This is a genomic window from Ensifer sp. KUDG1 (assembly GCF_050434285.1).
Classification (GTDB): domain Bacteria; phylum Pseudomonadota; class Alphaproteobacteria; order Rhizobiales; family Rhizobiaceae; genus Ensifer.
In genome coordinates this window covers 44,650-65,059 of sequence record NZ_JBNDIG010000009.1, presented here as the reverse complement: position 1 = coordinate 65,059, position 20,410 = coordinate 44,650, and the positions used below count along the sequence as shown (strand labels likewise).

At 63.4% G+C, this 20,410-nt stretch carries 18 protein-coding genes; 8 read left to right on the top strand and 10 right to left on the bottom strand.

Annotation, left to right across the window (positions count from 1 at the left end; all coding sequences use genetic code 11):
- Positions 1-72: 72 nt before the first annotated feature.
- From M2267_RS21395 to mtgA, 3 genes are all read right to left on the bottom strand, one after another.
- Complete coding sequence (locus M2267_RS21395) at positions 73-720, bottom strand: glutathione S-transferase family protein (RefSeq protein ID WP_429116980.1); 648 nt, start codon at positions 718-720, stop codon at positions 73-75.
- The gene (locus M2267_RS21390; RefSeq protein WP_429116978.1) at positions 717-1,451 is read right to left on the bottom strand and encodes a DUF1868 domain-containing protein; all 735 of its coding nucleotides are present in this window, start codon (positions 1,449-1,451) and stop codon (positions 717-719) included. Before M2267_RS21390 ends, M2267_RS21395 begins: the two co-directional genes overlap by 4 nt.
- 102 nt (positions 1,452-1,553) lie before the next feature.
- Positions 1,554-2,327 (bottom strand): monofunctional biosynthetic peptidoglycan transglycosylase, encoded by a 774-nt coding sequence (mtgA, locus tag M2267_RS21385; protein WP_192451069.1) that lies wholly within the window; start codon positions 2,325-2,327, stop codon positions 1,554-1,556.
- 145 nt (positions 2,328-2,472) lie between these two features.
- Here mtgA and M2267_RS21380 point away from each other — a divergent pair, with 145 nt between their 5' ends.
- The 3 genes from M2267_RS21380 to M2267_RS21370 all read left to right on the top strand — a co-directional run bounded on the left by M2267_RS21380 (position 2,473) and on the right by M2267_RS21370 (position 5,174).
- Positions 2,473-3,387 carry a polyprenyl synthetase family protein gene (locus tag M2267_RS21380; protein WP_429116976.1) on the top strand — a complete coding sequence of 305 codons (915 nt, stop codon included), beginning with the start codon at positions 2,473-2,475 and terminating at the stop codon, positions 3,385-3,387.
- Between the two features lie 4 nt (positions 3,388-3,391).
- Positions 3,392-4,447, top strand: coding sequence for a histidinol-phosphate transaminase (gene hisC, locus M2267_RS21375; RefSeq protein WP_429116974.1), 1,056 nt, complete (start codon positions 3,392-3,394; stop codon positions 4,445-4,447).
- A gap of 85 nt (positions 4,448-4,532) precedes the next feature.
- A complete protein-coding gene (locus M2267_RS21370) occupies positions 4,533-5,174 on the top strand; it encodes a LysE family translocator (protein ID WP_429116972.1) in 642 nt (213 codons plus the stop codon).
- A 31-nt stretch (positions 5,175-5,205) separates the two neighbouring features.
- Here the strand turns inward: M2267_RS21370 and ispG are convergent, their stop codons facing one another.
- The 4 genes from ispG to M2267_RS21350 form a co-directional block, all read right to left on the bottom strand.
- Positions 5,206-6,459, bottom strand: coding sequence for a flavodoxin-dependent (E)-4-hydroxy-3-methylbut-2-enyl-diphosphate synthase (gene ispG, locus M2267_RS21365; protein ID WP_034803175.1), 1,254 nt, complete (start codon positions 6,457-6,459; stop codon positions 5,206-5,208).
- A gap of 163 nt (positions 6,460-6,622) precedes the next feature.
- On the bottom strand, positions 6,623-7,807 hold the full coding sequence (locus M2267_RS21360) for an MFS transporter (RefSeq protein WP_429116969.1): 1,185 nt from the start codon (positions 7,805-7,807) through the stop codon (positions 6,623-6,625).
- 29 nt (positions 7,808-7,836) lie between these two features.
- Positions 7,837-8,223, bottom strand: a complete 387-nt coding sequence (locus M2267_RS21355) for a VOC family protein (RefSeq protein ID WP_429116967.1) — start codon at positions 8,221-8,223, stop codon at positions 7,837-7,839.
- Positions 8,220-9,002 carry a DeoR/GlpR family DNA-binding transcription regulator gene (locus tag M2267_RS21350; protein ID WP_429116965.1) on the bottom strand — a complete coding sequence of 261 codons (783 nt, stop codon included), beginning with the start codon at positions 9,000-9,002 and terminating at the stop codon, positions 8,220-8,222. The genes M2267_RS21355 and M2267_RS21350 overlap by 4 nt, the downstream gene beginning before the upstream one ends.
- A gap of 273 nt (positions 9,003-9,275) precedes the next feature.
- On the opposite strand from M2267_RS21350, the gene M2267_RS21345 reads away from it, so the two are divergent.
- The 3 genes from M2267_RS21345 to M2267_RS21335 all read left to right on the top strand — a co-directional run bounded on the left by M2267_RS21345 (position 9,276) and on the right by M2267_RS21335 (position 11,592).
- The gene (locus tag M2267_RS21345) at positions 9,276-10,049 is read left to right on the top strand and encodes an amino acid ABC transporter substrate-binding protein (RefSeq protein ID WP_429116963.1); all 774 of its coding nucleotides are present in this window, start codon (positions 9,276-9,278) and stop codon (positions 10,047-10,049) included.
- 104 nt (positions 10,050-10,153) lie between these two features.
- Positions 10,154-10,834 (top strand): amino acid ABC transporter permease, encoded by a 681-nt coding sequence (locus M2267_RS21340; protein WP_429116961.1) that lies wholly within the window; start codon positions 10,154-10,156, stop codon positions 10,832-10,834.
- Entirely contained in the window at positions 10,831-11,592 is a 762-nt protein-coding gene (locus tag M2267_RS21335) for an amino acid ABC transporter ATP-binding protein (RefSeq protein WP_429116958.1), read from the top strand. Before M2267_RS21340 ends, M2267_RS21335 begins: the two co-directional genes overlap by 4 nt.
- Before the next feature lie 215 nt (positions 11,593-11,807).
- On the opposite strand, the gene pyc is transcribed toward M2267_RS21335, so the two are convergent.
- Positions 11,808-15,266: a pyruvate carboxylase gene (gene pyc / locus M2267_RS21330; RefSeq protein ID WP_429116955.1), complete on the bottom strand. Its 3,459-nt coding sequence runs from the start codon at positions 15,264-15,266 to the stop codon at positions 11,808-11,810.
- 119 nt (positions 15,267-15,385) lie between these two features.
- Positions 15,386-16,126, bottom strand: a complete 741-nt coding sequence (locus tag M2267_RS21325; protein ID WP_429116953.1) for a helix-turn-helix transcriptional regulator — start codon at positions 16,124-16,126, stop codon at positions 15,386-15,388.
- 389 nt (positions 16,127-16,515) lie between these two features.
- Here M2267_RS21325 and M2267_RS21320 point away from each other — a divergent pair, with 389 nt between their 5' ends.
- Positions 16,516-18,273, top strand: coding sequence for a glucan ABC transporter ATP-binding protein/ permease (locus M2267_RS21320; RefSeq protein WP_043625790.1), 1,758 nt, complete (start codon positions 16,516-16,518; stop codon positions 18,271-18,273).
- Between the two features lie 152 nt (positions 18,274-18,425).
- Entirely contained in the window at positions 18,426-19,058 is a 633-nt protein-coding gene (locus M2267_RS21315) for a LysE family translocator (protein ID WP_043625788.1), read from the top strand.
- A gap of 29 nt (positions 19,059-19,087) precedes the next feature.
- Here the strand turns inward: M2267_RS21315 and M2267_RS21310 are convergent, their stop codons facing one another.
- Positions 19,088-20,242, bottom strand: coding sequence for an OpgC family protein (locus tag M2267_RS21310; protein WP_043625785.1), 1,155 nt, complete (start codon positions 20,240-20,242; stop codon positions 19,088-19,090).
- Between the last annotated feature and the right edge of the window lie 168 nt (positions 20,243-20,410).

Below are 20,410 nucleotides of genomic sequence, written 5' to 3'. Positions count from 1 at the left end.
AATTTGGCGCGCTTATACATGGCCAGCTGCTGTTTGACCAGTCCCCACGGGCAATTTTTCGACTCGACCTTTTCAGACCTCGTCTTCGATGACGACCCAAGGCTCTGCGCGGGCGGCTTCTTCCCATTTCAGGAACGCCGGATGTGCCTTTACGCGGTTCATGTAGCCGAGCGTTTCTGGATCCGCAACGAGATCATAGACGTCGAAGCGGTTGACCACAGGTGCGTACATCGCATCGGCCGCGGTGAAGGCGCCAAAGAGGAACGGACCGCCGGATTGGGCGAGCGCCTGCCGCCAGATCGTCTCGATGCGGGCGACATCCGAACGGACGTCCTCGGCAACGTCCAGCGCCTTCTTCGCCCGGCGAACATTCATCGGGCAGGCGCCGCGCAACGCCCTGAAACCGGAGAGCATTTCCATCGAATAGCTGCGCGCCCGGGCGCGCGACTGACGGTCGGCCGGCCACAGCCCTGCATCGGGAAAAAGCTCGGCGACGTAGTCGATGATCGCCAGCGATTCCCAGACAAGGAAATCGCCATGCCTAAGCAGCGGCACCTTACCCGTCGGCGAGACCGCGCGAATGTCCGGGTTTCCCGCGGCGAAGTCGAAGGGGATGACCACCTCGTCGAAGGCGATACCGGCCGCCGTCATCGCGATCCATGGCCGCATCGACCAGGACGAATAGTTCTTGTTGCCGACAAAAAGCGTAAGTCCGGTCATTTCCGTTCCTTGGTTGCTGGTCTCTCCGAGAAAACGATCAGTTCCTCGAAATGGTTCATGTCCTCGAACGAGCAGAAGGCGGGTGGATCGAGCGCGATCACCGGCACCTGCTCGCGCAGAAAAGCGAGCTGTTCGTCCAGCATCATCTGCCAGCGCGGTAGCGCAGAATCGTCGAGCCAATCGACGGGGTAGGCATAGGTGATGTGGAATTCGTAATCGTCATGATCAGGATGGCGGTAGCCGAAGGCGTCTGCGAAGGCGTCGCGCCAGGCTTTGAGACAGGCGCGATCGGTGGCACTGTCGCCTTCGAGCGCAAGGCCCGTCGGGGTGATCTCGGTCACGCGGGCGCGGAACGGCTCCAGCGGCACAAAATTCGCGAGCTGTTCGCGGTAATGCGCGGTCATCACCTCGATCGGCGTATCGAGCGACATGTCAGCCGGCCAGTAAGGAAGCTTCCGGCGATGTTCGATGATGCCCTGGAAGATGGTCATGTGCAGGCTGGAGGGCGCGGTAAAGGCGAACTGCCGCGCCTCGGGCATCGCCATCAACCGGTCGCGCACGCCAAGCACGGCGGCCTCGGACGGCGACCCGGCAGTGACGTGAGAGACGACCGTGTTGCCCGGTTCAGAAAGGAAGCGACCTTCGGGGTCGTAGCGCGTTCCGAGATGTCTCGGCGGGGCATGGTTGGCGTTGCGGCCAAAGGCGAGAAGCGAGGGGGAAATCAAGGTCATGGAGCGATCGGGCCTTTCAAAGGGAGAGAGGCCCAGATGGCAGAACTCTACAACGTGAGCATGACATCGCCCAGTGAGCCCATCCAATGAAAAGGTCTGATCCTAGTTATAAAGGCAAGTGATGTAACCGCCGGAGCGGCTGGCGCGGCGCTCGATCAGGTTCGCCAGGCGCTTCAGCCCGCGGCCCGGCTTGCCGGCGTTGCGCTCCTTCGGATTGGGCAGCGAGACCGCAAGCAGCGCCGCCTGCCGGCGCGAGAGCTTCGACGCCGAAACCCCGAAATGATGGCGGGCGGCCGCCTCGATACCATAGATCCCGTCGCCCCATTCGGCGATATTGAGATAGATCTCCATCATCCGCCGCTTGCTCCAGACGAAGTCGGCGGCAACCGCCAGCGGCAGTTCCATGCCCTTGCGCAGGAAGGAGCGGCCGTTCCAGAGGTAGAGGTTCTTCACCGTCTGCATCGGAATGGTGCTGGCGCCACGGGTGGATTCCCCTTCGAGCGCATCCTCGACCACGCCCCGCATCTGGCCCCAATCGACGCCGTCATGGGCGCAGAACTGGCCGTCTTCCGACATCATTACCGACTGCACGAGAACCGGGGCGATATCGTCGAACTCGACCCATTGCCGATCGTAGCCGCGCAGCAGCACGAGATCACGCAGCATCAGCGTCGAGACGGGATGGATGAACTCCACCAGATAGAGAACGATCAGTGCGTAAGGAAGGACGAGCAGGCCAAGCACGGCGAGCACGATCTGGCGGCGGCGCGTGCGCAACGTCCGGCGAAGCGAAGACCAGCGACTGGAAGGCACTTCGCCCTCCTCGCGCGCTTCCGGAACGACGTTCGCGGCCTGACTGTTCACCTCGCTGTCCATCCGCTTCTCTTAGTGCATGCGCAGGCAGAGTTGAACGGGCTTTCTGGCAAAAGGCAAGGCGTGCAGGCGGCTGTCCCAGGGAAAGCGCGCGGCTGCGACACGAATCCCCGTTGAAAGCCCTCTTCGCCCATGTCAAAGAGCGCGCATGAGCCAGGAACCATCGCCTTTTACCCGTCGCCTCGCCACCAATGCCCGCGCCGTCGAGGCGCTGCTGGAACGTCTGCTCGGCCAGACGACGGAAGCCGACGAAATCGCCCGGCCGGCAGACCTGTTGGCTGCCATGCGCCACGGCGTGCTGAACGGCGGCAAGCGCCTGCGCCCCTTCCTGGTGATCGAATGCGCCGATCTGCTCGGCGGCAATCGCGACGCGGCCCTGCGCGTCGGCGCGGCACTCGAATGCGTGCATTGCTACTCGCTCGTCCATGACGACCTGCCGGCGATGGACGACGACGACATGCGCCGCGGCCAGCCGACCGTGCACAAGGCCTTCGACGAGGCAACGGCGATCCTTGCCGGCGACAGTCTGCTGACCTTCGCCTTCGATATCATCGCAGCCCCCGAAACAGCGCTTTCGGATGCGCAGAAGGTGGCACTGGTTCTGGCCCTCGGTCGCGCCGCCGGCCACGGCGGCATGGCCGGCGGACAGGCGCTCGACCTGGCCGCGGAAAAATTGCCGCCGGACGAGGCCGGGATCGTCACGCTGCAGGCGATGAAGACGGGGGCCCTCATCCGCTTTGCCTGCGAGGCTGGAGCCATCGTCGCCGGCGCCTCCAGGGACGATCGCGCGCGCCTTCGCGCCTTTGGCGAAAAGATCGGCCTCGCCTTCCAGCTTGCCGACGACCTGCTCGACCTCACCGCCGATGCGGAGACCATGGGCAAGGCAACCGGCAAGGACGCCGCCCGCGGCAAGGGCACGCTGCTGGCGCTCCATGGCCAGGCCTGGGCGGAAGAGCGGCTGGAGCAACTGGTCGCAGAAGCCGAAGCGCTGCTTGCGCCCTATGGCGAGCGCTCCCCCATTCTCGTCGAAGCCGCCCGTTTCATCGCCAACCGCAGGAGCTAGATCCATGAGCAAATACTGGTCGCCGATCGTCTCCAAGCTGAAACCCTACGTGCCCGGCGAACAGCCGCGCATCGAAAACCTGGTGAAGCTCAACACCAACGAATGCCCCTACGGCCCGTCGGAGAAGGTGCTCGACGCGATCGCCGCGGCAGCGAGCAGCGATCTTCGCCTCTACCCCGACCCGCTGGCGCTGAAGCTGCGCCAGGCGATTGCCACGCGCTATGGCGTGACCGCCGAAGAAGTGTTCGTCGGCAACGGCTCCGACGAGGTGCTGGCGCATATCTTCGCCGGGCTGTTGAAACATGACGCGCCGCTGCTGTATCCGGATATTTCCTACAGCTTCTATTCGACCTATGCGCGCCTCTTCGAGATCGACACGGTCGAGGTGCCGCTCAACGATCGCTTCGAGATCGATCTCGTCGACTATGACCGGCCCTCAGGCGCGATCATCCTGCCGAACCCCAACGCCCCGACCGGCATAGCCTTGCCGCTCGTCGACATCGAACGGCTGGTCGCAAGCCATCCGGACCAGCCCGTCGTCATCGACGAGGCCTATGTCGACTTCGGCGGAGAGTCCGCCGCAACGCTGGTTTCGAAATACGAGAACCTGCTGGTCGTCCAGACCTTCTCCAAGTCGCGTGCGCTTGCCGGCCTGCGCGTCGGCTTTGCCATCGGCCAGCGACCGCTGATCGAGGCGCTGGAGCGGGTGAAGGACAGCTTCAATTCCTATCCGCTCGGCCGTCCGGCCCAGGCTGGCGCCATTGCCGCAATCGAGGACGAAGCCTGGTTCGAGGAAACCCGCGCCAGGATCATCGCATCGCGCGAGCGCCTTGCAGCCGAACTGACCGCGCGCGGCTTCGAGGTGTTGCCGTCATCGGCAAACTTCGTTTTTGCCCGCCATCCCGGCCATAGCGGCGAAACGCTGATGAAGGCGCTGCGTGAACGCGCCGTGCTGGTGCGCCATTTCGCCAAGCCGCGCATCGGCGATTTCCTGCGCATCACCATCGGCACCGATCAGGAATGCGCCCGTCTGATCGAGGCGCTCGACGAGATCGTCTGACATCTTGTCTCGGTGACATTTCGCCGTTTCAAACCAGCGACGAACTGATCTAGCCTCCGGCGACCTCGCCGGAGCTTTGTCTGACATGTTCGACCTGACGCCCTATCTGCCACAGTTGCTCATCGCCTGGACCGCCTATCTGATCGCGACCGCTTCACCGGGGCCTGCGATCCTCGCGATCATCACCACCTCGGTCAGTCAGGGACGCAAGGCCGGACTGGCGCTTGCCCTCAGCGTTCTCACGGGAAGTTACACCTGGGCGATGCTGACGGCCTCCGGTCTATCGGCGCTGATCCGCGCCTACGGCCACGCGATCATCGTCCTGAAGATCGCCGGCGCCTGCTATCTCTTCTGGCTCGCCTACAACGCACTGCGCGCCGCCATGCGCAGCGACAAAAGCGCGATCGTGCCGATGGCGAAGGCGCAGACGTCGCTGAAGCGGCTCTATCTCAAGGGGCTTGGCATTCACCTGACCAACCCGAAGGCGATCTTCTCCTGGATCATGCTGGTTTCGCTGGGGATGCCCGAGGGTGCGCCCGTCGGCGTCACCGCCACATTCATCGGCGGCTGCATGGTGCTCGGCCTGATGACCTTCTGCGGCTTTGCGATCGTCTTCTCACTGTCGCCGGTCCACCGTGCTTATCTGAAGTCCAAGCGGCTGATCGAGAGCCTGATGGCCGGCTTCTTCGCCTTTGCCGGCTTCAAGCTGCTGACGTCACGGCTCTGAGACCATCGCACTCAGACCAAGCGCAGGCTACTTACTCGGCAGCCGCCTGGCCGCGGCCGTAGCGCTTCTCGATATAGTCGGAAACCAGCGTCTCGAAGTCACCGGCGATGTTGGGGCCGCGCAGCGTCATTGCCTTCTCGCCGTCGATGAACACCGGAGCGGCCGGCATTTCGCCGGTGCCCGGTAGCGAGATGCCGATATCGGCATGTTTGCTTTCGCCGGGGCCGTTGACGATGCAGCCCATGACCGCGACCTTCAGGCCCTCGACGCCGGGATATTTCTCGCGCCAGACCGGCATGTTGCGGCGGATATCGTCTTGGATCTTCTGGGCGAGCTCCTGGAACACGGTCGACGTGGTGCGTCCGCAGCCGGGACAGGCGGCAACGACCGGAATGAACTGGCGGAAGCCCATGACCTGCAGCAGTTCCTGGGCCACCTGCACCTCGCGGGTGCGGTCGCCGCCGGGCTCCGGCGTCAACGAAATGCGGATCGTATCGCCGATGCCCTGCTGCATCAGGATGCCGAGCGAGGCCGACGAGGCGACGATGCCCTTGGTGCCCATGCCGGCCTCGGTGAGGCCGAGATGCAGCGCATGGTCGGAACGGGCCGACAGCATGGCGTAGACGGCGATCAGGTCCTGCACGCCGGAAACCTTGGCCGACAGGATGATGCGGTTGCGCGGCAGGCCGATCTCTTCGGCAAGTTCCGCCGAGAGCAGCGCCGACTGCACGATCGTCTCGCGTGTCACTTCCTGGGCCGTGAGCGGAAAGCCGTTCGCCTTGTTCTCGTCCATCAGCCGCGTCAGCAGCTCCTGGTCGAGCGAGCCCCAGTTGACGCCGATGCGCACCGGTTTGTCGTAGCGGATCGCCATCTCGACGATTTCGGCGAACTGCTTGTCCTTCTTGTCCTTGAAGCCGACATTGCCCGGATTGATACGGTATTTCGCCAGCGCCTCGGCGCAGGCCGGATGATCGGCAAGCAGCTTGTGGCCGATATAGTGGAAGTCGCCGACGAGCGGCACGTCGAGACCGAGACGTTCAAGGCGCTCGCGGATCTTCGGCACCGCCGCCGCACTCTCGTCGCGGTCGACGGTAATGCGCACCAGTTCCGAGCCAGCCTTGTGCAGCGCGGCCACCTGGGCCACGGTGCCATCGATATCGGCCGTATCGGTGTTGGTCATCGACTGGACCACGACCGGTGCGCCACCCCCGACGATGACGCCGCCGACATCGACGGCGACGGAGGCGCGGCGGGGCTGCGGATCGAAATCGAAGGCGGAAGACATGAAGGCCTCTTCGTGGGTCACTGAGCCGGGCGAGGATGCGGGCAGAACCCACATGGACTTTCCTCAACTCGCCCTGGCCATTGGCCCATCAGGTGGATGAGGAAAGTCTGATTGTCAACGGCGACATCATGCCCTGACGGCGATTTGATGGCGGCGCTGCGCCTCAGTGCCCCTTGGCGCCATCCGCATGATCGGCATGGTGCGACAAGAGAAGCACGACGATGAAGAGCAGCGGCACCGAGGCGAAGATGATGGCAAAGCCCGTATGCTCGGCGACGAAGCCGATCAGCGATGGTGCGAACAGCATCCCGGAATAGCCCATGAAGGTCGCGACCGACAAGCCGATGCCAGGCTGCAGGCCCGGCATGTTGCCGGCCGCCGAAAACGCGATCGGCACCATGTTGGAGATGCCGATGCCGGCGATCGCAAAGCCGAGGATGGCGATATAGGCATTGGGCGCCGTGCCCGCGATAATCATGCCGACGAGTGCCGTGACGGTGCAGATGCGCAGAGTCCGTTTGGCGCCGAAGCGATCCCGGACGAAATCACCGGCAAAACGCATGGTCGCCATGGTGGCGGAGAAGGCCGCAAAGCCGAAGCCGGAAAGCTCGACGGAGGCGCCAAGCTCGTTGCGCAGGTAAAGCGCACCCCAGTCGAGCACCGTGCCCTCCGGCACCATCGAGAACAGCGCCATGATGCCGATCAGCCAGGGAAGCGGCGTCATCGGCAGGCGAAGCTTTTCCTTGGCGGCACCCGGATGCGGCTTGTCGGCCAGGATCATCGGCCAGGCGGCGGCGATTAGGACCAAGCAGATCGCAGTGACGACGAGGACGTGCGGCAGCACACCGAAGCGAGCCATGAGGAAGCCGCCAATACCGGCACCGATCAGGCCGCCGAGGCTCCAATAGGCATGGCAGGACGACATGATCGCCCGGCGCATGGATTTTTCGACCTCGACCGCATTGGCGTTCATCGCGACGTCCATTGCGCCGGCAAAACCGCCAAGCAGGAACATGGCGACAGCCGCCGTCCAGACGTCAGGGACAAGCGTCAGAAGCAGAAGCAAGGGCGACAGGATGATGGCGGTGACCTTGACCACCTTCTGCGAGCCGACGCGGGCGATAAAGCCGCCGGCAATCGGCATGAGCACCAGCGAGCCGATGCCGAACATCAGGATCAACAGGCCGAGCACGCTTTCGCTGATGCCGAGCCGGTCCTTGAATTCGGGGATCTTCGGCGCCCAGCTGCCAATGACGAAGCCATTCAATAGGAACAGCAGCGATACCGCCAGCCGGTTGCGGGTCATGTAGCCCTGGCGGGCGGTCGCGGTGGGAGAACGTTGGTCCATGGTCTTGCCTCTGTGCCGGATCGCCCGGCTCAAATTGTGATTTCGATCAGATTTCCATCGGGGTCGCGAACAACGGCCTCGTAGAAGCCGTCGCCGGTCCAGCGCGGTTTTGCGACCAGAATGCCCTCGGCTTCGGCGCGCGCCGCCATAGCCTCGACTGCCTGCTCGCTGCCGAGCGACAGCGCCACATGGGCAAGGCCGGTCCGTTCTTCGGCGGGATCGGCAGGCCCAACCCAGGGGCCTTCCATGATCTCGAATGCCGGCCCGTCGCCAAGCCTTAGGAACCGCGAACGAAAGCCGGGCCGCCGCCGGCTTTCATAGATCTCGCCGACTTCGGCGCCGAAGAAGGACGACCAGAACCGGGCGATCGCCTCGAGGTCCCGCGTCCAGAGCGCCACATGCGTGATCGTCGTCATCCCGTCTCTCCCGCCATCAGGACCTCTGCCCCTGCCGCCTCGAAGGCCGCCCGATGCTCCGCAGACGCATCCGCCTCGAGCAGAAGCGTGACCTTGTCATTGATATCGACGACACCGTGCGCGGCCGCCGTACCGAGCTTGTCGCTGGTGACTGCGACGACAAGACGCCGGCTGCGCTGGGCAACGAGCCGCTTGAATTCCGCATCCTCGAAATAGATCGCCGTCAGGCCCGCGACGGCGTCGGCGCCACAGGTGCCGAGGAAGCAAAGATCGGGCCGGAGCAGTTCCGCATCGCGCTGCGCCCGGGCGCTGATCGCAGCGCCGACGGCGCGGTTGAGCGGACCACCGAGCAGGATGAGATCGACGCCCGGTTTCTCCATGAGCGCGACGGCAATCAGCGGCGTATTGGTGACGACAGTGACCGGCAGGTCCGGCTCGATCAGGTGCGCGATGGCGAGATTGGTGGAGCCGGCATCGAGAAACACGGTCATATCAGGCTTGATCAGGCCGATGGCCGCGCGCGCCAGCGCCGCCTTGCGTTCCGGCGCCATCGCCACCCGCTCCCGCAAGGTGCTGTGCGCTGCCGGCGCAACCGGAAGCGCACCGCCATAGACGCGCTCGCACAGTCCCGCCGCTGCCATCTCCCTGAGGTCGCGGCGGATCGTATCCTCGGAAACGCTAAGCTCAGCCGCAAGGTCGGCTGCAAGCACCCGGCCGTTGGCCTTTAGCCGTTCCTGAATCAGCGTCTTTCGCTCACGAAGAAGGAGTTCACCGGACATTGCCATCAACCGTGCATAAACGTGCATGAATCGCTATAAATGTGCATATCAACTTTTGAAACCGTTTTCAAGTCGATGCAGCGACCAAATCGGGGCCGCGCGCGATTTCCGACAAACCGTGGCTTTTGCGCCCGGCCGGTGCCATTTCGAGGAAAATTCTTCATCAAAACGCTCAGGAATTGGTGTTTTATACGCTCAGATCGCCGATTTTTTATGCGATTGTCCGCTCAATCCGGACGACGGGCCGGGCCAGAAAAAAGATGGAAAATCACGATGAAACTCCTCCCCACGCTGTTTGCCGCCGCTCTGATGCAGGTCGCCGCGCTCGCCTCCGCTCAAGCCGGCGAGAACCTCAATGCGGTCAAATCCGCCGGCGTCCTGAAGATCGGCACCGAGGGCACCTATGCGCCCTTCACCTATCATGACACCTCCGGCGCCCTCGTCGGCTTCGACGTCGAGATCGGCCAGGCGGTCGCCGAGAAGCTGGGCGTCAAGGCGGAATTCCTCGAGGGCAAGTGGGATGGCCTGATCGCCGGCCTCGACGCCAACCGCTACGACACGGTCATCAACCAGGTCGGCATCACCGAAGAGCGCAAGAAGAAGTACGACTTCTCCGAGCCCTACATCGCCTCCAAGGCGGTGCTGATCGTCAAGTCCGACAACGAAGAGATCAAAGGCTTTGCCGATCTCAAGGGCAAGAAGTCGGCCCAGTCGCTGACCAGCAACTTCGGCAAGATCGCAACCGCATCCGGCGCCGAGCTCGTCGGCACCGACGGCTTCGACCAGTCGATCCAGCTGGTTCTCACCGGCCGCGCCGACGCGACGATCAACGACAGCCTCTCCTTCCTCGACTTCAAGAAGAAGAAGCCCGACGCACCGGTCAAGATTGCCGCCGAGCAGGCCGATGCCGACTTCTCCGGCATCATCATCCGCAAGGGCGAGCCGGAACTGCTGGAAGCGATCAACAAGGCGCTCGTCGACATCAAGGCCGACGGCACCTACGACAAGATCTCGCAGAAGTACTTCGGCGCCGACGTCTCGAAGTAACTCTGTCGGCAGCGTGGTCGGTTTCTCCGACTGACTTTCTCGGCTATGAAAAGCGATCCGTTCCGGACCCCGGAGCGGATCGCGCTTTTTGAAAGGCCCGCCCCTTGCCCACCTGGCTCCAACTCATGCTGGATTCGGCGCCGTCCCTCCTTTGGGCCGGCCTCACCTTCACCATCCCGCTGACGCTGCTTTCCTTCATCTTCGGCCTGATCCTCGGACTCGCAACCGCCGTGGCCCGCCTGTTCGGGCCGACGCCGGTCGTCGCAATCGCCAGGTTCTACGTCTGGGTGATCCGCGGCACGCCGCTGCTCGTACAGCTGTTCGTGATCTTCTATGGCCTGCCGAGCGCCAATATCCTGCTCGACGCCTTTACCGCGGCCCTCATCGGCTTCTCTCTCAACGTCGGCGCCTATACCTCCGAGATCATCCGCGCGGTCATCTCCTCGGTGCCGCGCGGGCAATGGGAAGCGGCCTACTCGATCGGCATGAGCTGGAGCCAGGCGATGCGCCGCACCATCCTGCCACAGGCGACCCGCGTCGCCGTGCCGCCGCTGTCGAATACCTTCATCTCGCTGGTGAAGGACACCTCGCTTGCCGCCGCCATCACCGTGCCGGAGATGTTCCAGACAGCGCAGCGTATCGTCGCCACCACCTATGAACCGCTGATCCTCTACATCCTCGCGGCGCTGATCTACCTTGCCATGAGTTCGGTTCTATCAGCCCTGCAGGTCAGGCTGGAACGGCGCTTCGCCCGCTATGGTGGTTTCCTGGAGGCGCGCACATGATCGAGCTTTCTCACATCGAAAAGCGCTTCGGCGACAATCTCGTGCTGAAGGACATCTCCGTCAGCCTGCCCGAGGGCAGCGTGACGGCGCTTGTCGGCCCCTCCGGAGGCGGCAAGAGCACGCTGCTGCGCTGCATCAACCTTCTGGAGATACCCACCTCCGGATCGATCAAGCTCGGTAGCGAACAGGTCCAGTTCTGGCCTGGAAGCCGGGTTGGCTGGGCAACCATCCAGCGGCTACGCCGGCAGACCGGCATGGTGTTCCAGAACTTCCAGCTCTTTCCGCACCAGACAGCACTCGGCAACGTCATGGAGGGTCTCGTCACCGTGCTGAAATGGCCGGCCGACAAGGCCCGGGCGCGCGCCATGGAACTCTTGGAAAAGGTCGGCATGGCCCACAAGGCGGACGCCTGGCCGGCGACACTCTCCGGCGGGCAGCAACAGCGCGTGGCGATCGCCCGGGCGCTGGCCCCGTCGCCGCGCGTCCTGCTCTGCGACGAGCCCACGTCTGCCCTCGATCCGGAACTGGCCGAGGAAGTGGTCGAAGTGTTGAGCCGGCTTGCGCGGGAGGGAACGACCATGGTGATCGCGACCCATGACCTCCGGCTTGCCTCGCGCGTCGCCGACAAGGTGATCTTCCTCGATGGCGGCCTCGTCGTCGAAAGCGGCGCGCCGAAGACAATCTTCTCCGCGCCGGAGCGCGAGCGCACCAAGAAGTTCATCGCCTCGCTCAGCGCCCCGCACGACTACGAGATCTGAAGGGAAGCATTACGACCGGTTACGATGGATAAGGAGCAGCAGGCGACAGGCGTCTCCATTATCCTCGCCTCCCCGCAACAGTTGTCATCCTCGGGCTTGACCCGAGGATGACGGCGGAGAAGTACGCCCGCTACAGTGGCCCTTTGCGCCTCTCGCAAAACAAAAACGGCCGGATTTGCATCCGGCCGTTTCCGTTTGTCCGTGGTGGCGAACGCTTACGCGTCGAACACGATCAGCAGGTCCTTGGCGTCGATCTGGTCGCCGGCGCGCACGAGCACCTCGGAAACCGTGCCGTCCTTCTCGGCGTGCAGAGCCGTCTCCATCTTCATCGCTTCGATCGAAAGCAGCACGTCGCCGGCCTTGACCGCCTGGCCGGCGGCAACGGCAACGGTCGAGATGACGCCTGGCATCGGCGCGCCGAGCTGGGCGGCATTGCCGCCCTCGGCCTTGCGGCGTACCGCGCTCGTTGCACTGCGGTTGCGGTCCGGAACCTTGATCAGGCGCGGCTGGCCGTTGAGTTCGAAGAACACCTTGACCATGCCCTTCTCGTCCGGCTCGCTCTTGGCCTGGTGCAGGATGACGAGCGACTTGCCCCGCTCGATCTCCGGCTGCAGCTCCTCGCCCGGTGCCAGCCCATAGAAATAGGCCGGCGTCGGCAACACGCTGACCGGACCATAGGTGTCGGCCGCGATCGCATAGTCGGTGAAGACCTTCGGATACATCAGGTAGGAGGCGAACTCGAAGTCGTCGACCTTACGCTCAAGCTTCTCCTCGATGGCTTTACGCTCCGCATCGAGATCGGCCGGCGGCAGCAGCGAGCCGGGAACGGCGGTGTAGGCCTTCTCGCCCTTCAGCGCCTTCTTCTGCAGCGCTTCCGGCCAGCCGCCCGGGGGCTGACCAAGATCGCCCTTCAGCATCGAGACGACCGAATCCGGGAAGGCGATGTCCTTTGCCGGGTTCTCGACGTCGGCGACGGTGAGGTCCTGCGAGACCATCATCAGCGCCATGTCGCCGACCACCTTGGAGGACGGCGTCACCTTGACGATATCGCCAAACATCTGGTTGGCGTCGGCATAGGCCTGGGCAACGCGGTGCCACTTGGTTTCCAGCCCGAGCGAACGGGCCTGTTCCTTGAGGTTGGTGAACTGGCCGCCCGGCATTTCGTGCAGGTAGACTTCGGACGCCGGTCCCTTGAGGTCGCTTTCGAAGGCGGCGTACTGGTAGCGCACTGCTTCCCAATAGAAGGAAATGCGGCGGATCCATTCGGGATCGAGGCCGGGATCACGTTCCGAGCCGCGCAGCGCCTCGACGATCGAGCCGAGGCAGGGCTGCGAGGTGTTGCCGGAGAGCGCGTCCATCGCCGCATCGACCACGTCGACGCCGCTATCGACGGCGGCAAGCACCGTTGCAGCCGCAATGCCCGAGGTGTCGTGCGTGTGGAAATGGATCGGCAGGTCCGTCGCCTCGCGCAGCGCCTTGAAGAGCACCCGTGCGGCCGCCGGCTTCAAGAGGCCCGCCATGTCCTTGACGGCGATCATGTGCGCGCCGGCCTTTTCGAGCTCGGCCGCCAGCGCCGTGTAGTACTTGAGATCGTACTTCGGGCGGGCCGAATTCAGGATGTCGCCGGTGTAGCAGATCGCCGCCTCGCAGATGCGGTTCTCCTCGGCAACGGCCTCCATCGAGACGCGCATGTTGTCGACCCAGTTGAGGCAGTCGAAGACGCGGAAGACGTCGATGCCGCCCTTGGCCGCCTGGCGGACGAAGTACTTCACGACGTTGTCCGGGTAGTTCTTGTAGCCGACGCCGTTGGCGCCGCGCAAAAGCATCTGCAGCAGCAGGTTCGGCGCATCCTCGCGGATGCGGGCAAGGCGATCCCACGGGTCTTCGGTGAGGAAGCGCATGGAGACGTCGAAGGTCGCGCCACCCCAGCATTCGAGCGAGAAGAGCTGCGGCAGGGCACGGGCATAGGTGCCGGCGACACGGGCGATGTCGTGCGTGCGCATGCGCGTGGCAAGAAGCGACTGGTGGCCGTCGCGCATGGTGGTGTCGGTGAGGAATACCTGCTTTTCGCCGCGCACCCACTCGGCAAACTTCTTCGGGCCGAGTTCGTCGAGCTTCTGCTTGGTACCCGCAGGGATCTCGCCCTGGATGAACGGCACGACGGGCTTGGCCGCGTCTGCCGGCGGCCGCGGGCGGCCCTTGGCCTCAGGATGGCCGTTGACGGTGACGTCGGCGAGATAGGTCAAGAGCTTCGTCGCACGGTCCTGGCGCCGCACCTGCTGGAACAGCTCCGGCGTCGTGTCGATGAAGCGGGTGGTGTAGGTGTTGTTGCGGAACTGCTCGTGGCCGATGATCGCCTCGAGGAAGGTGAGGTTGGTCGCCACGCCGCGGATACGGAATTCGCGCAGCGCCCGGTCCATACGGCTGATCGCTTCCTGGGGCGTGCTGCCCGAGGCCGTCACTTTCACCAGCAGCGGATCGTAGTAGCGCGTGATATAGGCGCCGGTATAGGCCGTGCCGCCGTCGAGACGGATGCCGAAGCCGGCCGCCGAGCGATAGCCGGTGATGCGGCCATAGTCGGGAATGAAGTTCTGTTCCGGATCTTCCGTCGTGATGCGGCACTGCAGCGCGTGGCCGTTAAGCCGGATGTCTTCCTGCTTGGGAACGCCCGAGGCCGGCGTGCCGATCGCCTCGCCGTCGAGGATATGGATCTGCGCCTTGACGATGTCGATGCCGGTCACCACTTCGGTGACGGTGTGCTCGACCTGAATGCGCGGGTTCACTTCGATGAAGTAGAATTTGCCGGTGTCGGCATCCATCAGGTATTCGACCGTGCCGGCGCCGACATAGCTGGTCGCCTCGGCGATCTTCAGCGAATAGTTGGCCAGTTCCTGGCGCTGCGCATCGGAAAGGTACGGAGCCGGCGCACGCTCGACGACCTTCTGGTTGCGGCGCTGGATGGAGCAGTCGCGCTCGAACAGGTGCACGACATTGCCGTGGGTATCGCCGAGGATCTGGCTTTCGACGTGGCGGGCGCGCTCGACCAGCTTTTCGAGGTAGACCTCGTCCTTGCCGAAGGCGGCCTTGGCCTCGCGCTTGGCTTCCGTCACCTCGCGGATCAGGTCCTTCGGGTCGCGAATGGCGCGCATGCCGCGCCCGCCACCGCCCCAAGAGGCCTTGAGCATGACGGGGTAGCCGATCTCGGCGGCAAGGCGATGGATTTCCTTTTCGTCTTCCGGCAGAGGATCGGTGGCCGGCACGACAGGCACGCCGACGGATATGGCGAGATTGCGGGCCGCCACCTTGTTGCCGAGCTGGCGCATCGTCGCCGGCCGCGGACCGATGAAGATGACGCCGGCGGCGTCACAGGCATCGACGAACTCAGGGCTCTCCGACAGCAGGCCGTAGCCCGGGTGAATGGCGTCGGCACCCGAGAGCTTGGCGACGCGGATCACCTCCTCGATCGACAGGTAGCTCTCGATCGGGCCGAGGTCGCGGGCAAGGTGCGGACCGCGGCCGATCTGGTAGCTTTCGTCCGCTTTAAAGCGGTGCAGCGCGAGTTTGTCCTCTTCCGCCCATATCGCGACCGTTTTCAGACCGAGTTCGTTTGCAGCGCGAAAAACGCGGATGGCAATTTCAGAACGGTTGGCAACAAGGATCTTCGAGATAGGCAAGTCGGTCTCCTCAATGACTTGATATTGCGGGAAATGCTGCACCCGCGAAATAAAGTATTAGCGGGTCACCGGGCAGAGCGCAATTTCAGATGCGACAGGAAACCGAATGCCTTTCGACTTTAGGAAATCAGGCCGAGACGGAAGGCGATCGCCACGACGTGGTGGCGGTTCTTGGCCTTCAGCTTTTCCTGGATTCCGTTCATGTACCAATCGACCGCGTGGCTCGAAATATCGAGTACCTTGCCGATATCGTTGGAGGTCAGGCCGTCGGCCAGGTAGTTGAGCGCTTCCATTTCGCGCCGCGTCATTTGCACCTCGACGCGCGAGCCGAGTTCGGCCGAAACCTCCGGGTCGGTCAGGTCCAGGAGCTTCCAGAACAGCCGCTTGGCGATCGAGTCGAACAGGCTGATCTCGACCGGGCTCAGATCGACGACACGCCCGCCGACCGTCAGGTTGCCGAGCAGGCCGCGCCGGCCGTGCACCGGGAAGATGTAGCCGTCGTAGAGGCCGTGGTTGCGGGCCTCGATCATCATGCTTTCCATGCGCTTGCGATGCGGATCGGAGCGGAAGGCAAAGAGCGTATCGCGCCAGCGGAAACCGCGCTGGGCATGGCCGAGATAGCGGATGGTCGGGTCGATCACCACGAACTTCTTTCGGATGTAGATCTGCGGCCAGCCCTCGGGCCAGCGACCGGCAAGCAGCAGCCTCAGCGGGTTGTCATGCGGCTTGGGCTGGCGCACGACGCCGTAGAAGTCGAAGCCGCAGCGATCGAGCAGACGCTCGAATTCAGGGATGATTTCCTCGCGAGTCTTCATCTCCTCCAGAAGCGCGAGAAACTGTACGAGCAGCGTAATGTTCATGGATCACCTTCCAGGGTCGATGCATATGGTCGCATTTCCGAATCCGGACATAAAGGCACCGTTCAGCGACCATTCATGTTGCACCCGCGATAATCCGTCATACCACGCCCGGTCTTATGCGAAATATGCAAGAAATCGGAGTTGGCACGACAGATAGCAGACTATGAATATTCTCGCCAAGCTCGCAGACGAGCGAAACGGGAAAAGGAATAGCTGTCCTGCGTCCGGCTACGGCTTCCCATTGCCGCCAAAGACCGTCTCAGCGCGGCCCCGAGTGTTCTAACGGCGCGAAGCTTCAATGCCCGCCATGGGGAACCTCGAGGACGCGGGTGCATCCGCCGCAGAAGGTCTGCGGCGCGTCAAATCCGGTACCCGGAAGGGGTGAGACAGTGTCATTGTTCCAGGTGTATGCAAGAGCGCTCCAGTATCTTGCGGTTCACAAGTTTCGCGTCTCAGCGATCGTTCTCGCCAACGTCGTTCTGGCAGCCATCACCATTGCCGAACCGATCCTGTTCGGACGCATCATCGACGCCATCTCGTCGAAGGGCGAAGTCACGCCGATGCTGCTGATGTGGGCAGGCCTCGGCGTCTTCAACACCGTCGCTTTCGTGCTCGTCGCCCGCGAGGCCGACCGGCTGGCCCATGGCCGCCGCGCCACGCTTTTGACGGAAGCCTTCGGCCGCATCGTTTCCATGCCGCTCGCCTGGCATAGCCAGCGCGGCACCTCCAACGCCCTGCACACGCTGCTTCGCGCCTGCGAAACCCTCTTCGGTCTCTGGCTCGAATTCATGCGCCAGCACCTCGCGACCGCTGTCGCGCTTATTCTGCTCGTTCCGACCGCCTTTGCCATGGACGTGCGCCTGTCGCTCGTGCTTGTCGTTCTCGGCGCGCTCTATGTGGTGATCAGCAAGGTGGTGATGAGCCGCACCAAGGAAGGCCAGGCTTCGGTCGAGAACCACTACCACACGGTTTTCTCCCACGTTTCCGACGCGATCAGCAACGTTTCGGTCGTGCACAGCTACAACCGCATCGAGGCTGAAACCCGCGAGCTGAAGAAGTTCACCGAGCGGCTGATCTCCGCCCAGTTCCCGGTTCTCGACTGGTGGGCGCTGGCAAGCGGGCTGAACCGCGTCGCCTCGACCATCTCGATGATGGCGATCCTCGTCATCGGTACCGTGCTGGTGCAGCGCGGCGAACTCGGCGTCGGCGAAGTCATCGCCTTCATCGGCTTTGCCAACCTGCTGATCGGCCGTCTCGACCAGATGAAGGCCTTCGTCACGCAGATCTTCGAGGCCCGTGCCAAGCTTGAGGACTTCTTCACCCTCGAAGATGCCGTCCGCGAACGCGACGAGCCGGCCGGTGCGACCGAACTGCCGGCGGTTGTCGGCGAGGTCGAGTTCCGCAACGTCTCCTTCGACTTTGCGAACACGAACCAGGGCGTGCACAACGTCTCGTTCACGGCCAAGGCCGGCCAGACGATCGCCATCGTCGGCCCGACCGGCGCCGGCAAGACGACGCTCGTCAACCTGTTGCAGCGCGTCCACGACCCGCGTGACGGTCAGATCCTGATTGACGGCAACGACATCTCGAAGGTGACACGCAAGTCGCTGCGCCGTTCGATCGCCACCGTTTTCCAGGATGCGGGCCTGATGAACCGCTCGATCTCGGACAACATCCGCCTCGGCCGTGACGATGCGACAATCGAAGAAATCATGGCTGCCGCCGAAGCGGCTGCTGCCTGCGACTTCATCGAGGGCCGCACGACCGGTTACGATACGGTGGTCGGCGAGCGCGGCAACCGCCTGTCGGGCGGGGAACGCCAGCGCGTGGCCATCGCCCGCGCCATCCTGAAGAACGCGCCGATCCTTGTGCTCGACGAGGCGACCAGCGCGCTCGACGTCGAAACCGAGAACCGCGTGAAGGATGCGATTGACGCGCTGCGCAAGAACCGCACCACTTTCATCATCGCCCACCGCCTGTCGACGGTGCGCGAGGCCGACCTGGTGATCTTCATGGACCAGGGCCGGATCGTCGAGATGGGTGGCTTCAACGAGCTCAGCCAGAGTAACGGCCGCTTTGCCGCCCTGCTCCGCGCCAGCGGCATCCTGACGGACGACGATGTCCGCATGAGCCACACGGCAGCCTAAGACACGCTCCAAGCAAGCGAACAAGCTTCAAGCCACCCGCAGCCAACTGCGGGTGGTTTTTTCGTTTCGGCGCCACTTGCATGGAGCGGACTTGCCATTCTGGGGAATGTTGGTATTCCGGAATTCCGGCTTCAATTCCAAGGGAACCACCAATGCCGGACATTTCCACGATCGCAGTTTTCGCCGCAGCAAGCCTCGTGCTCACCGCCACGCCCGGGCCCGACATGCTGCTGATTGCCTCTCGCAGCGTCAGCCAGGGACGCGCGGTCGGGTTTCTTACCTATGCTGGCATCGCGCTCGGCACCTATTGCCACGCGCTCGCCGCCGCACTCGGTCTGTCGCAGCTCTTTGTCACCGTTCCGATCGCCTATGAGATCGTCCGCTGGGCCGGCTGCGCCTATCTGCTCTATCTCGCCTGGAAGACCATCCGCTTGGATTCAATGGGCGCCTCCCCGATTGCAACCCTCAAGCGGCTATCGGCCCGCCGGGTTTTCGGCGAGGGGCTGATGACGAACCTGCTCAATCCGAAAATGGCGCTCTTTGTGCTGGCCCTGTTTCCGCAATTCGTCGATCCGAACGGCGGATCGATGGTCCTGCAGATGCTGCTGCTTGCGACCATCCTGAACGGGATAGGCCTGCTGGTGAACGGTTCGGTCATCCTCGTCGGCAGCCATCTGCGCGCGCGGCTGTCCGGCTTCCGGCGTTTCCCCAAGCTGCCGCAATACCTTCTCGCCGGCGTGTTCACCGCCCTTGCCTGCCGCCTGGCCCTAGGTTCTCGAACCTGACACTGAAGCCCTGTGACGGGCGGCGTTTCTCACGCCGCCCTTAGCGGCTTAGCCACAGCGATGCCGCGCAGCCATTCGAGATAATAGGCATAGACGAAGTGCAGCCCTATGCCGGCGACGACGAAGAGGCTGCCGACAACAGGGTTTTTCCCCGTCACGAACAGCAGCACCTGGCCGGACATCGCCAGGATCGTGCCAAAAATGAAGATCGGCAGGGAATGCCGGCCGACCACCGCCAGCGGATGATCGCTGTCGAGTTTGGCAAGGTTGCTGATCCGCGGCGTCACCGCGATGAGGTAGCCGAGCGCCAGCACATGCAGCAGTCGCGGCGTGGACAGAAAGGTCTTGTCGAAGCCCGTCAGAACGGCCGGAAGACCGAAGGAAAAATCGATGCTCCAGAACGAGAAGAGCACCCAGACGGCGGAAACCGCGAGATAGAGCCCGGAAAGCGCGATCAGCCAGGGCCAGCGCGGCAGCGATCCGCCGTTGCGCACATAGGTCATCATGACGACGCCGATGACGAACAGGAACTGCCAGGACCAGGGATTGAGAAACCAGTAGCCCTCGTCGAGGAAGTTCGACGGCACGAACTTGAAGATGCCCGCAACGAGCCAGAGGGCGGCCGAGAGCAGAAGCAGCAGTTTCTTGCTGACGCCATTCAGCCAGAGGATGCCCGGCAGCATCAGGAACAGCGCCGCATACATCGACAGGATGTTGTTGTAGCCGAGCTGATGCCCCAAGAGCACCATGGCGACGATGCCCTGCTCCGTCTGCTCCACCATCGGGCGGATGTTGATCTCGCCGATCAGGTCCTGCCGCCCGAAATAGAGTGCGCCGCCGGCAAAGATCGCCAGCGTCACGATGCTGGTCATGATGTGAGCAATGTAGAGCGCCAGGGCCCGGCGCCAGATTTTCAGCGTCATGGCCAGCCGTGCGCCGGAGACGAACTTGCCGCCATAGGCGATCCCGACCGAGAGGCCGGAGATCAGGACGAAGGCTTCGGCGGAATCGGAAAAACCGAAGTTCTTGTGCGTCAGGTATTCGAGATATTGTCCGGGAACGTGATTGACGAAGATCGTCAGGAGACACAGCGCCCTGAATACATCAAGGCGTGTGTCGCGCTCCTTCGGAACCAAACGGGCGGACATCGGCTCGACGCCACCCGGAAAAGTCTTTTGCAGCATGCGGTCCGTTTTCCAGGATTTGGCGCCCCTGCCCCATCCCTGTTGAAACGGGCACCGACGTCCCGCCTTTCGCGCGATGCCCGGCACCATGAAAGAGAGCGGGATGTCAATGTGCTCGCGGTTTCCCGCCCACACCCCGCTCACGAGATTTAGAGCACGACGCCCGGC

Coding starts and splice junctions, on each gene's coding strand:
- M2267_RS21395 (WP_429116980.1), bottom strand. CDS start 720: ATGACCGGACTTACGCTTTTTGTCGGCAACAAGAACTATTCGTCCTGG.
- M2267_RS21390 (WP_429116978.1), bottom strand. CDS start 1,451: ATGACCTTGATTTCCCCCTCGCTTCTCGCCTTTGGCCGCAACGCCAAC.
- mtgA (WP_192451069.1), bottom strand. CDS start 2,327: ATGGACAGCGAGGTGAACAGTCAGGCCGCGAACGTCGTTCCGGAAGCG.
- M2267_RS21380 (WP_429116976.1), top strand. CDS start 2,473: ATGAGCCAGGAACCATCGCCTTTTACCCGTCGCCTCGCCACCAATGCC.
- hisC (WP_429116974.1), top strand. CDS start 3,392: ATGAGCAAATACTGGTCGCCGATCGTCTCCAAGCTGAAACCCTACGTG.
- M2267_RS21370 (WP_429116972.1), top strand. CDS start 4,533: ATGTTCGACCTGACGCCCTATCTGCCACAGTTGCTCATCGCCTGGACC.
- ispG (WP_034803175.1), bottom strand. CDS start 6,459: ATGTCTTCCGCCTTCGATTTCGATCCGCAGCCCCGCCGCGCCTCCGTC.
- M2267_RS21360 (WP_429116969.1), bottom strand. CDS start 7,807: ATGGACCAACGTTCTCCCACCGCGACCGCCCGCCAGGGCTACATGACC.
- M2267_RS21355 (WP_429116967.1), bottom strand. CDS start 8,223: ATGACGACGATCACGCATGTGGCGCTCTGGACGCGGGACCTCGAGGCG.
- M2267_RS21350 (WP_429116965.1), bottom strand. CDS start 9,002: ATGTCCGGTGAACTCCTTCTTCGTGAGCGAAAGACGCTGATTCAGGAA.
- M2267_RS21345 (WP_429116963.1), top strand. CDS start 9,276: ATGAAACTCCTCCCCACGCTGTTTGCCGCCGCTCTGATGCAGGTCGCC.
- M2267_RS21335 (WP_429116958.1), top strand. CDS start 10,831: ATGATCGAGCTTTCTCACATCGAAAAGCGCTTCGGCGACAATCTCGTG.
- M2267_RS21325 (WP_429116953.1), bottom strand. CDS start 16,126: ATGAACATTACGCTGCTCGTACAGTTTCTCGCGCTTCTGGAGGAGATG.
- M2267_RS21315 (WP_043625788.1), top strand. CDS start 18,426: ATGCCGGACATTTCCACGATCGCAGTTTTCGCCGCAGCAAGCCTCGTG.
- M2267_RS21310 (WP_043625785.1), bottom strand. CDS start 20,242: ATGCTGCAAAAGACTTTTCCGGGTGGCGTCGAGCCGATGTCCGCCCGT.